The following is an 11,317-nucleotide window of genomic DNA, read 5'->3' on the forward strand; positions in this document are numbered from 1 at the left end:
CTCAGACTGCACGTCACCTGCGCGCGTAATTGTTTGGTTGTCGATTTTAAAGGCAACTTTCACACAAAAACAACCTTATTGTAATAATCACGCAGCGATTGCATGAAGGAAGGCACGCTGGACACTTGGGGGCCGCGCCACCTCCATCTGTCCCCTTAAAAAATAATCTCAACCATTTGATTTTATTGAATATCTCACTATTTTCGACGCTTGACTGCAAACGCCACCTCTTGCGGCCACCCTTTAATCCAATCATTACCCAACAATTCTTGACGGTCTGCGAACCACCGAACTGGTAGCATGCGCGTCGCGTCGCAATATGCGATACGCAGCATGGGTGCCGACCGGGCTCCACGGAACGCGCGCAGCACATCTGATCGATCCCCTTTTGATACCGTATAGACTGCCGCACTGGCATCGAGTCGCTGTCCGGCGATTCGACCGGACGACACCGGCTCCGGATGATCCGTCCGCGCCCGTGGCATGACGGACCTGCGACCGTACCGGCTCCCGGATCAAACACGACGTCGTGCGCACCCCCGTTGTCATCGCCCTGCCCGGCCCCCGTTGACCCCGTAACACCTCGGCGTCGCCCCGCGCGACCCGTTGCAGCAACCGTTGGAGTGGCGCATCGCGCGCCTGCAAGCATGAAGAGATTGAAGCAGCCCATCCGCACCCTGCGCGAGAAAGACCGGACGCCGCTGGTGCGCGCGGGCGCGCTGCTGCTGATGGCCGGCCTGCTGTACCTGCTGTGGCCGTCCGCCGAAATCGCGTACCTCGCAATGGAGTCGGTGGTGCGCTGACGCGCAGGGCCGGCCCCGCGCTGCGCTATACTCGCGCGATGGAAACCCGACCTGCCTCGCCGAACGTGCTTTGCTGGTGGCGCGCCTGACCCAGGCGGCCCGTTTCCTTTTGCATGTCCCAAACGTGATGCCGCCAGCCATGGCGGCATTTGCGTTTCTGCGCTGACATCATGGCTGGCGGCTTCGATCATCCGGAGCCAACGACCACCATGACCCACCCGAACCGACCGACCATCCTCACCGGCGACCGCACGACCCCCGCTACACCTCGGCCATTACATCGGCTCGCTGAGCGCACGCGTGCGCATGCAGCACGAAGCTCGGCAGTTCCTGCTGCTCGCCGATACGCAGGCGCTGACCGACAACATGGGCCGGCGCCAGCGCGTCACCGAGAACGTGATCGAAGTCGCGCTCGACTATCTGGCCGTCGGCATCGATCCGGCGCTCTCGACGATCGTCGTGCAATCGCAGGTGCCCGAACTCGCCGAGCTGTCGCAATACCTGCTCAACCTCGTCACGGTCGCGCGCCTTGAGCGCAATCCGACCATCAAGGAAGAGATCCGCCTGCGCGGGTTCGAGCGCGACATCCCGGCCGGCTTCCTGACTTACCCGGTCAGCCAGGCGGCCGACATCACCGCGTTCAAGGCGACGCACGTGCCGGTCGGCGACGACCAGTTGCCGATGATCGAGCAGACCAACGAGCTCGTGCGACGCTTCAACACGACCGTCGAGCAGCCTGTGCTGGTCGAATGCGAGGCCGTGCTGTCGTCGGTCACGCGGCTGCCGGGCATCGACGGCAAGGCGAAGATGAGCAAGTCGCTCGGCAACGCGATCACGCTCGGCGCGACGCCGGACGAGATCGCGCAGGCCGTGAAGGATATGTATACGGACCCGAACCACCTGCGCGTGAGCGATCCCGGGCAGGTCGAGGGCAATGTGGTGTTCACGTTCCTCGATGCGTTCGAGCCGGACGTGCAGATGGTGGACGAACTGAAGGCCCACTATCGCCGCGGCGGGCTCGGCGACAGCGTCGTCAAGCGCGTGTTGAACGAGCGACTGCAGGCGCTGATCGAGCCGATCCGTGCGCGCCGCCGTGAGTTCGAGGCGGACAGGGCCGAGGTGATGGCGATCCTGAAGCACGGCACGATGCACGCAAGGGAGGTGGCGGGGGCGACGCTGGCGGAGGTGAAGGGAGCGTTGGGGTTGACGTATTTCGGTTGAGCGAACGGGGGGGTGGTGAATCGCCTGGCGTTTCTGGATAGTGCCGAGCGCTAGTGCCCGGCACTACTGCGACACATTGGTGACAATAAAGGTATCGAACGGCAAATCGGCATTGATTTAACCAACATACATCCAAAATATGGAGCTATCATCTAGTCTGGATTGGTAACGGAGTAATATATGCCAATGAAGCTGGACGCGATCGACAAACGTATTCTGCGGGCGTTGCAACGAAACTCGAATCAGACGAATGCGGAGCTCGCGCAACACGCGGGGCTATCTGCCACCCCTTGCCTGCGCCGTGTTCACCTTCTTGAGGAACAAGGCGTCATTAATGGGTACGTCGCACTACTCAATCCAGCGGCGATTGATCTGAAGTTTGCAACTTTTGTGCGGATTACGCTGGATCGTCAAGACAAAGCCACGATAGAGCACTTCGCGCGGGAAATAGAAAAGGCGCCGGAAGTGCTCGAGTGCCATTTAATGGCCGGCAGCTACGACTACCTCCTGCGCGTCATCGCGAAAGACCTCGATGATTACCAGCGCTTCCAGATGGAAACGCTCACGAAGATCGAGGGGGTACGGAACGTCGAAACCGAGATTCCGCTCAGGCAAATCAAACACACGACGAATCTGCCAGTCTGGTGACGGGCTCATCGACGCCACTTCGGCCCCCGTGCCACCTTTCGCGCATGGGTGTATATTGGTCATATATCAACATGTATCGCAAGATTGCATGAGCAGGACGTTGCCGTATTTATCTTGCGACAAATACGGCGATAAGCCGTACGCAGTTGCCACTTCCGCCACAAAGGCGGATCAGATTATCGACCCGCAATCTTGTTTTCATGTGAGAAACACCTAAGGCCACAGAGACCATTAGATTCTTTCGAGTCGATAGCCGATCGTATAGACGGATTTCAGCGCCATGCCATTCTCGGCGCGGAGTGCGAGCTTGCTTCTGAGGCGATAGACATGGGTATCCAGCGACCGCGAGCACATATCTTCGTTCTTCCCCCAGAGGAGCGTAACAAGATGATCGCGCGGAACGGCACGGCCGAGATTCTTGAAAAGAATAGTAGCAAGCCCGAACTCTTTTTCGGTCAACGGGATTTTTACCCCATTTAAATAAGCACCTTTTATTTTATCGTCTAAAATATAACCGCCGATCTCAATCAACTCTGGAATTTCTCGATCGAGCTTGGCTCTTCGTGTGTTCGACTTCACCCTCGCCAGCAGAACCTCTGGACCGATGGGCTTAAGGATGTAGTCGTCGGCGCCCGCATTCAATGCCTCCGCGACATATTGCTCAAACACTCGATTGGTCAAGAATAACACCGGAAGATCTCCGCCGATATTTCGGCGAATCCACTTTAAGACATCCATCCCCGACATTAGAGGTGTCACCCAGTCAAGAATAACCAGATCGAATATCGATTTTTCGAGCTTTCGTATCGCAACCGCCCCGTCTCGGCAAACCTCAACATTATGCCCATGCCGATCCAATGTCAGACTAACAAAATCCGACATGGCAATATCGTCTTCAAGTAAAAGTATCTTCATCGGAATCAACCAGTTTCAAAAGGCATCCGCGCATACCCAGGGAATCAAGATATTCGCCAAGTCAAATTCGTGCCACCATCAACGATCACAACTATTTGATCGAGTTATTTTTGAGTGCAGGCAACCCCGCAAATCCTTGACTCGCGCATAGATACATGAAAATCGTGGAAGCGATTCCGGAGGCTTTCTTTATTTAAATCTATCGAATAATTTTCATTTGCCAACCGATGACGAGATTATTCCCCTGTCCCGGTAGAAATTGGATGCAAATATGGCCAGCGCACGCTTCCAAGTTGGAGGACATCACCATAGATTCGAGCATCAGTAGCGAAATATTCCAATGCAGTCGTATAAAGGGCGATAGCACCGTTTCGGTGCGTTGCAACCACATTTAATCTGACAAATAAAGACTTCCATCAGCCGGCTAGCTTCCAGGCTGTTCTCACCTCGGCGCAGAGCGACGCGTTCCTGGTGATTCCGCCGCCCGTCTATGTTCTGGGCCCGACCCATTGCAAGAATCAGTGATGGGACTTCCGTCCCCTAAACCGAAGGCGTGGAACTGCGCGGCCGGACAATGCGTTCTACATACCTGTCACCGTGACACCGGCGACGACGCATTGCCCCACCTGGGGCAGACTCGGACAGCACGCTTGAGAATGGACGCCGGCGTGCGGTTTCGCGCGCCCCATTTTTCTGAGATCCAACGCTTTTAGCGTGGACCGAGACGGATCACGACCGCTGCCGATTGACGAAGGTGCTCCGTTTTAGTCGGAGTCTCTTTCGCAGGCCTTCCTCTGAGGGCCTCGTAGTAGCCAGTACCGTCCTGTCGATCGCGGACCATAGCCGTTCAGGTCGTTGCGAGATGTCGGCAATCAAATTTCGGGAAGCGATGACGAACGTGGAATTGCGTTCCACCACCGCCCTGCATCGCTCCGCGTGAGAAGGCTTAAATAGCGCGTTGCTCGATGGACAACTGGACTCGCCGCGGCCACTTCGTCGCAGCAGCTTGCCCAAGCGCGAATACCTTGCCGCGCAGCCCCGCCCCATACGCCTCTTGATCGTCGCACTACACCTCACTGGATCAATTACCCATCGAACATCACATCAGTGGACAAATACTCCAAAATTGACAATTGTTATAGTAAATCATGCATCCAATCTCTACGAGAAGACCGCGATAATCGACTGACCGCCCCGCCTGCAACACGCAGCGCGGTCTTCGTCAGGCCATCTTCTTCAGGAGATATCCCATGTTGCACCTCTCGTGGCTGCCGTTCATCGCTACCTCCCTTCTGATCATTCTTACCCCCGGCCAGGATATGGTTCTGGTGATGTCCCGGACACTGTCAGGCGGAACCCGGGCGGGTATCGTCACCGCAGCAGGCGTCAGCGTTGGGCTGATTGTGCACACGATGCTGGCGACGCTCGGCGTGGGAGCACTTCTTCAGGCTTCCGAATGGCTGTTTACGTTGCTGAAGCTGGCCGGCGCGCTGTACCTGCTGTACCTCGGCGTGGTGCTGCTGCGCTCGTCGGGCGAGTTGACGCTGTCTGGCAGCCACGGTGCACCGGTATCGGCGCTACGTACCTTCACGCAGGGCGCGCTGTCCAATGTATCGAATCCGAAGATCGTGCTCTTCTACCTCGCCTTTCTGCCGCAATTCGTCCCTGCAGATGCGCCGCGGCCGATGCTGTCGCTGTTCGTACTGGGCGTGACGTTTGCCGGCCTGACGTTTCTGGTCAAGGGACCGGTCGCGCTGTTTGCCGGCCTGTTGTCTGCATCGATTCGACGCAACCCGCGCATCCTGACCCGGATACACCGGACCAGCGGCGTCGTCCTGTTGGCGCTCGGCGTCAAGCTCGCACTCGAGCGCCAATGAGTGCAGGTCGTTACTCCGCGCGGCTGCCGGAGTACGGCCAGTTCGGGATGTGATTCGGAAGATGACGACCAGCCTCGGCATTGTCGGTCAGCTTCCCCAATCACGATCGCCTGCGACGCGGCGGCTTCAGATGACACAGTGTTGACAACACCACACTTTACGGAGTGAACGCGCCGCAGTTCGCAAGAGCGATCACGCTCCTTATGAGCCCGCCGCTGCAAGCCGTCAGCGCTGCCACCGAGAAGGCGTGTTGAGGTGCCCATGCCGATCATTTCGATCCGCATCCGGGGCGACGACGATGCGGACAATGTGACCGTTGCTGCTTATTCGATATGATGAAATTCGGTCGCCGCGCGTCTTAATCAGGATATGTGACATTTGTTCACAATAGATTGCATCACATTTGATATCGTAGACAACCTTTCTCCAATTCATATTTTCAAGCGGCACAACTCCATGGAGTCTTATCATTCATATCTGAAAAAAAAGGCGAGACTCGAGGATGAGCTGCTTCAGGAAAGGCGTCGGATAGTAGATTGCGTCATCGCCGAGATCAGAGCATGCGTTAAGTCATTCGAACTCAAGCCGGACGATATATTTCCTGGCATTGACAAAAAACCGAGAAAACGAAAGGCAAAATATTTCGATCCCAAAACGGGGCGCACGTGGTCCGGGGTCGGCAGAGCGCCACTATGGCTTAAAGGTCGCGACTGGAAGGATTTTCTGATTGACGCATCTGCTGACGAAAAATAATCCATTAACGCATTCTGCTACGCGTCAGCCCCCTCCCCCCGAAAGCACTCAACCGGATGTGGCGAACTGTTACCTCCAGACAGCCCCCGAGGAACGTCATTTTCTGCAGCGAACCGGCCAGCAATCGATCAATGCGATTTTTTACAGGAACGGATGCGGGTGATCTTCCACGCGATCAACAGTCCGCATAATGAAGATCCTTATACTCGACGACGATGTCGCCCACACTGAATTCGTTGGTCATTTCTTGCATCAGCAGGGACACGATGTGCACGTTGCCGGAGACGGCGCACGCGCCGTGCGCTTCCTCGAAAAATCGATGTTCGATCTCGTCATTCTCGACTGGATCGTCCCGGTAATATCCGGTCTCGACGTACTACATTGGATTCGGGCCAATCTTGGCCGCAAGATTCTAGTCTTGTTCCTGACCAATCGGCCGTTCGAGCAGCATATCGCGGAAGCCCTGAACGCAGGCGCGGACGACTACGTCGTAAAGCCCATCGGCTCAAGCGAACTGATCGCCCGGATCAACGCGCTTGCACGGCGGATCTATGACTGCGACGAGCAATCGGACGCGATCGTAGTCGGGAATTACATGGTGGACAACAAGGGCAAATGCATATATTTCAAGGGTGAGAAAATTCCCCTGACCCAGAAGGAGTTCGATATCGCATCGGCGCTATTCAGAAGTGTCGGCCGTGTCGTACCTCGCGATTACCTGATCAAGCTGATCTGGGGGAAGTCGGTAGATATGCTGTCGCGCTCGCTCGACACGCACATCTACCGCGTTCGTAGCAAACTTGCTCTTTCCGCAGAGAACGGTGTGGCATTGAAATCGGTCTACACGATCGGATACCGACTCGAAAAGATTTGACTGCATCCCCCGGCCGCGATGGCTGACCCGACGGACCGGCGTGCATGCTGCATGTCGGCCGCGAACTGATCCTGCTTGATGCGCGCCTTTACGAACGTGGCGGCATTGCTCCAAAGCGCACCGCACTGGTCGGCGTCGAACTGCTTGAATACGACGTCGGCGTCGCGCAGCAGCGCGGCGGCCGATTCGCCGCCGGATTGCACATGCGCGCCGATCGAGATCGATGCGGCGACGCACCCAATCAGTCATTTCGTGCGGGTCGGAGGGGGAAGTACGTTCATGTCGGCGCCGGAGACGGACCGCGCGTCACGCGTCGCGATAGAGGGCGGCAATCGCGTCCGTATACACGGCGACGTTGTCCGGGTTGTAGATGCTGACCGAGTCGAGCACGTATTTCGACTGCTCGCGGTACGCGTCGAGCTTCGCATCGTGCTCGGCGAACGCCTGCAGCAGCGCGCGGCCGCCGGCCTGGCAGTCGAAGTCCGGATAGAAATACCCGGCCTTGCCGAGGAACGGCGAATTGTGGATCAGCGGATAGTCGCCGTACAGCAGCTCGTAATACAGGTAGTTCTGCGCGTTTTCCCACGTGTGCGATACCACTGCATCGCCGTAAGCGGCCATGAACTCGTACACCGCATAACGGCTTTCGAACGTCGTGATGCCGTGCCCGACGATGTCGAGGCGCTTCGCGAAGTGGACGAACGTCGTGTGATCCTTCAGGTGCACCGTGTTGCACACGCGCACCATCTCGACGAAATCGGGCTTCGCGCGATACGCTTCCTCGGCCACGAGCATCGGGATGATGCTGGTCTTCACCATGCAGATGTTCGGCTCGAACATCGTCACGCGCCAGCGCGGCTTGCCGGGCTGATAGCCGAACGACAGACCGGCGCCGAGCGACGCGCGCGCCTTGTCGAACAGCATCGGATGCCAGATGTGCGGGACGATCGTGACGGGAGCGCGCAGGCCTGTCTGGTAATAGTGCAGGCACGAGCGCTCGAACTCGGGAATCGTCCACACGGCATCGTACGGCGCGCCCGAGAACAGGAAGCCCGACGGCTTGTTGAACATCGCGCGTTCGATGTCGATCACGTAGTCGTTGCCGACCCGCATCGTGACGACCTTGCCGCCGCGCTCGCGGAACGCGCGCAGGTAGTCCGCGCCGAACTGCGCGCTCATTTCGATCAGCACGTCGCAGCGCTGCAGCGCTTCGTCCATCGTCAGGAGCGGCACGTCCCATTCGCCGAGCATCATCTGAGGATCGGCGATCTGTTCGCCACCGTTCACCATCACGGCTTCCGCGACGAGCGGCGACTGGCGCAGCAGCAGGATCAGCAGCAGGCAGTTCTGGAAGATGCCGTTTTCCCACAGCGACTGGCCGGCGCCGCGCACGAACAGCGACACGCCGACGACGAGACGCTTGCCTGCGCTGGGCGCCTGGCGGGTGTTCGACCTTGCCATGTGTTCCTCCAGGTTTAGCGGCTTGGTGTAATTGAAATTTCCAATATCGGCTCTTCCGTCTACGGTGTCATGGGATCGACTCCCGGTCTGATCGAACGCGCCAATGTTTGCCCATTGAGTCGGCCGAGCATGACAAAACACCGAAGCAATTGCACCGTGGTTTCCGATTGGCGAGCCCTCGCCCGCATAACGTCAATCAAGCTGCTGCGCAGACTCGCGGCGATGGCGGAACGCTTGCCGTACACTGCGCTTGAAAGTCCAGTCGCATAAGCGAGCTTTGCGTCGCTGCGCGTCTTGTCGTCGACATACTGGTCTACCAACGCATCCGCGATGCGCTCAAATTGCTGCATCGATCGCTCGACCAAGTCGCCGGTCGAGCGCCCTATTTTCCCTAAACGGCGTGGCTTGCCGGTATGGTAGCCCTGCACCCAATGCGCCCCCGCCAACGAGGCCGTGAGCAATGCGCCGGCGCTTTCTACGCCCTCCACCACCACGTGCGGTGCATTGTCCAGCGCACGGGCCACCAATTTTTCAAACTGATCGAAACGCGCTCCGTCTTGCGCGGCAGGTGGCAGCATTCGGCCGGCAATCTTGATGATGTCGGGCGAAGCAATCCGAGCGCCATTCTCGACGCTGAATCCATCGCCGAAATCGTCCACGGCGACACTGCAACCCATGCGCTGCAGTCGCTCGACAAATTCTCGACCTGACACGGGCGACAGCTGCGTGGTTTCGGTAATCTCCACTACCAGGCGACACGCAATTTCAGGCCTGCCCTCAAGCAGCAGAAGAATCGATTCCCACCACCATGCCTCATTCGCGCTTTGCGCGGAAATATTGACGCCCAAGCGAAGATCGTGATTCGACTCCATGAATTCAATGACCATGCCCACGACATAGCGGTCCAGGAATCGCATGAGTTCAAGGCGCTCCAGGCTGGGAATAAACTTCGACGGATACTCGATCGTATGATCATCGTCGCCGAGAACTCGCACCAGGCACTCGTGATACAGCACCTGCTCACCGTCGTGCGCGCTGAAAATCGGTTGAGCACACAGAATCACTCGGTCTCGAGCGATCGCCGTCAGCACCATGCACGCGACACGCATGTCTGAATCCGCATGAAGCGTCGTATCGCGTGCAAGAGCATGTCGCACCAGCGCGTTTACGCAGTAGCTCATGTCGTTTCCTGGTACTCAAAGGTGGAAAGGGACATGCCACGAGTGATGAGCCACGACTGCTTCAACGGCTTGCGGTTATGGAAGATCCCGTTTCCCCACAGCGACTGGCCGGCGCCGCGCACGAACAGCGACACGCCGACGACGAGACGCTTGCCCTCGCCGGGTGCTTGACGGGCATTGGAGTCCGACATGCGTATGCTCCGGTTCAGGCGACCAGACGCGAGACGAACGCGTCGAGGTTCGCGGGGTTGTCGATCGACACCGACTGCAGCAGCCGGCCGGCCTTCGCACGGTAGTCGTCGAGGCGTTCGTCATGATGCAGCCATGCTTCGAGCAGCACGCGGCCGCCTGCGGCAGAGTCGAAGTCCGGGTAGTAATAGCCGGCGTCGCCGAGCAGCGTCGAGTTGTGGATCAGCGGATAGCCGCCGTGCAGCACGTCGTAATACAGGTAGTTCTGCCCGTTTTCCCAGTGGTGCGATACGACGGCATCCGCGTGGCGCGCCATGAAGCCCGGCAGGTCGATGCGCGGTTCGAAGGTCGCCTTGTGCTGGCGCACGAGATCGAGGCTGTTCGCGAAGTGCACGAAGGTCGGATGCGCCTTCATGTGCATCGAGTTGACGACGAACATGTGTTGAACCGCGTCCGGCCGCGCGCGGTAGAACGCGTCGCACGCGAGCATCGGGTAGTGACAGGACTTGACGACCGAGATGTTCGGCTCGAGCGTCGCGAGCCGCCACGGACGCTGGCCGCCCTGGTAGCCGAAGGTTGCGCCTTCGGCCGCGAGCGCCGCGACGCGGCGATCGAGGAAGTACGGCGACCAGATGTGCGGCATCAGGTGCACCGGCGCGCGCAGGATGGTCTGCAGCATCGGCGCCGCGGTCTTGTCGTATTGCGGCAGCAGCCACACTTCGTCGAACGGCGCGCCGTTGAAGACGTGCCCGGACGGCTTGTCGAAGATCGGGGTTTCGCACAGGCCGGCATACACGTGCCCGCAGAAGAACGCGGCGAGTTTCTTGCCGAGCGCCTTCATGTGCTTCATCCATTCCACGGGCAGTTGCGCGCCCATTTCGATCACGATGTCGAGTTCGTGCGTGACGTCGGCGGGTTTCACGAGCGGGATGTCGAGGCCGTCGAGTTCGAGGCCGGCCGGCAGCGCGTTGGCGTCGCCGCCGTTCAGGAAATAGACGGGGCCGACGCGATCCGAGCGCTTGAGCATCATCGCGAGGAACGCGATGTTCTGGTGAATGCCGTTTTCCCAGATCGCCTGGCCGTCCCGCGCAAACAGCGAGATGCCGACCGTCGGCCTCATGCCGATGTGATGCCGGGGAGCATCGGGACAGTAGGTTGTCTGCATTGAATTCTCGTCGCAAGAGCGGCGCAATGCCCACGAATTCTCGTGAGGTTCTGGTGAGCGAATTGGATCGGGCAGTATCGTAGGGAGGGAAACTGCTTGCGGGATCGCTTCGGCGTCATGTATCAACGGGCCGCATCCACCCAATCGTCAAGCAAGCCAGTACTTCATTCAACACGACCGTCGAAATGAAACTCCCCGGGCGGCAGCCGCCACGCTGCGCCCGGGGGGAC

General features: G+C 58.6%; 10 protein-coding genes and 2 pseudogenes. 6 read left to right on the forward strand and 6 right to left on the reverse strand.

What is annotated here, in order from left to right; translation table 11 throughout:
• The first annotated feature begins 656 nt into the window (after positions 1-656).
• The 3 genes and pseudogenes from CUJ89_RS38420 (at position 657) to CUJ89_RS35150 (ending at position 2,672) form a co-directional block, all read left to right on the forward strand.
• Positions 657-803: a hypothetical protein gene (locus CUJ89_RS38420; protein WP_201752456.1), complete on the forward strand. Its 147-nt coding sequence runs from the start codon at positions 657-659 to the stop codon at positions 801-803.
• Positions 804-1,012: 209 nt separating this feature from the next.
• Positions 1,013-2,024: pseudogene (trpS, locus tag CUJ89_RS35145) on the forward strand (tryptophan--tRNA ligase).
• A 180-nt stretch (positions 2,025-2,204) separates the two neighbouring features.
• Entirely contained in the window at positions 2,205-2,672 is a 468-nt protein-coding gene (locus CUJ89_RS35150) for an Lrp/AsnC family transcriptional regulator (RefSeq protein ID WP_114182038.1), read from the forward strand.
• Between the two features lie 231 nt (positions 2,673-2,903).
• Here CUJ89_RS35150 and CUJ89_RS35155 read toward each other — a convergent pair whose 3' ends face one another.
• On the reverse strand, positions 2,904-3,587 hold the full coding sequence (locus CUJ89_RS35155) for a response regulator transcription factor (RefSeq protein ID WP_114182039.1): 684 nt from the start codon (positions 3,585-3,587) through the stop codon (positions 2,904-2,906).
• A gap of 1,250 nt (positions 3,588-4,837) precedes the next feature.
• Between CUJ89_RS35155 and CUJ89_RS35160 the strand changes: the two genes are divergently transcribed.
• From CUJ89_RS35160 to CUJ89_RS35170, 3 genes are all read left to right on the forward strand, one after another.
• Positions 4,838-5,464: a LysE family translocator gene (locus CUJ89_RS35160; protein ID WP_114182040.1), complete on the forward strand. Its 627-nt coding sequence runs from the start codon at positions 4,838-4,840 to the stop codon at positions 5,462-5,464.
• A gap of 456 nt (positions 5,465-5,920) precedes the next feature.
• A complete protein-coding gene (locus CUJ89_RS39115; protein ID WP_114182041.1) occupies positions 5,921-6,217 on the forward strand; it encodes an H-NS family nucleoid-associated regulatory protein in 297 nt (98 codons plus the stop codon).
• Positions 6,218-6,407: 190 nt separating this feature from the next.
• Positions 6,408-7,091 (forward strand): response regulator transcription factor, encoded by a 684-nt coding sequence (locus CUJ89_RS35170; RefSeq protein ID WP_114182042.1) that lies wholly within the window; start codon positions 6,408-6,410, stop codon positions 7,089-7,091.
• Here the strand turns inward: CUJ89_RS35170 and CUJ89_RS35175 are convergent.
• The 5 genes and pseudogenes from CUJ89_RS35175 to CUJ89_RS35195 form a co-directional block, all read right to left on the reverse strand.
• The gene (locus CUJ89_RS35175) at positions 7,058-7,294 is read right to left on the reverse strand and encodes a DUF4019 domain-containing protein (protein WP_415859066.1); all 237 of its coding nucleotides are present in this window, start codon (positions 7,292-7,294) and stop codon (positions 7,058-7,060) included. The genes CUJ89_RS35170 and CUJ89_RS35175 overlap by 34 nt on opposite strands.
• Before the next feature lie 103 nt (positions 7,295-7,397).
• A complete protein-coding gene (locus tag CUJ89_RS35180) occupies positions 7,398-8,552 on the reverse strand; it encodes a DUF2827 domain-containing protein (protein WP_114182043.1) in 1,155 nt (384 codons plus the stop codon).
• Between the two features lie 59 nt (positions 8,553-8,611).
• Positions 8,612-9,733 (reverse strand): EAL domain-containing protein, encoded by a 1,122-nt coding sequence (locus CUJ89_RS35185; RefSeq protein ID WP_114182044.1) that lies wholly within the window; start codon positions 9,731-9,733, stop codon positions 8,612-8,614.
• Positions 9,734-9,807: 74 nt separating this feature from the next.
• Positions 9,808-9,924, reverse strand: a pseudogene (locus tag CUJ89_RS35190) (DUF2827 domain-containing protein); the annotation flags it as partial.
• 14 nt (positions 9,925-9,938) lie between these two features.
• Positions 9,939-11,087 carry a DUF2827 domain-containing protein gene (locus CUJ89_RS35195; protein ID WP_236655142.1) on the reverse strand — a complete coding sequence of 383 codons (1,149 nt, stop codon included), beginning with the start codon at positions 11,085-11,087 and terminating at the stop codon, positions 9,939-9,941.
• Positions 11,088-11,317 lie beyond the last annotated feature (230 nt).

It is taken from the genome of Burkholderia pyrrocinia (assembly GCF_003330765.1).
Lineage (GTDB): Bacteria > Pseudomonadota > Gammaproteobacteria > Burkholderiales > Burkholderiaceae > Burkholderia > Burkholderia pyrrocinia_B.

Coding starts and splice junctions, on each gene's coding strand:
- CUJ89_RS35195 (WP_236655142.1), bottom strand. CDS start 11,087: ATGCAGACAACCTACTGTCCCGATGCTCCCCGGCATCACATCGGCATG.
- CUJ89_RS35185 (WP_114182044.1), bottom strand. CDS start 9,733: ATGAGCTACTGCGTAAACGCGCTGGTGCGACATGCTCTTGCACGCGAT.
- CUJ89_RS35180 (WP_114182043.1), bottom strand. CDS start 8,552: ATGGCAAGGTCGAACACCCGCCAGGCGCCCAGCGCAGGCAAGCGTCTC.
- CUJ89_RS35170 (WP_114182042.1), top strand. CDS start 6,408: ATGAAGATCCTTATACTCGACGACGATGTCGCCCACACTGAATTCGTT.
- CUJ89_RS39115 (WP_114182041.1), top strand. CDS start 5,921: ATGGAGTCTTATCATTCATATCTGAAAAAAAAGGCGAGACTCGAGGAT.
- CUJ89_RS35160 (WP_114182040.1), top strand. CDS start 4,838: ATGTTGCACCTCTCGTGGCTGCCGTTCATCGCTACCTCCCTTCTGATC.
- CUJ89_RS35155 (WP_114182039.1), bottom strand. CDS start 3,587: ATGAAGATACTTTTACTTGAAGACGATATTGCCATGTCGGATTTTGTT.
- CUJ89_RS35150 (WP_114182038.1), top strand. CDS start 2,205: ATGCCAATGAAGCTGGACGCGATCGACAAACGTATTCTGCGGGCGTTG.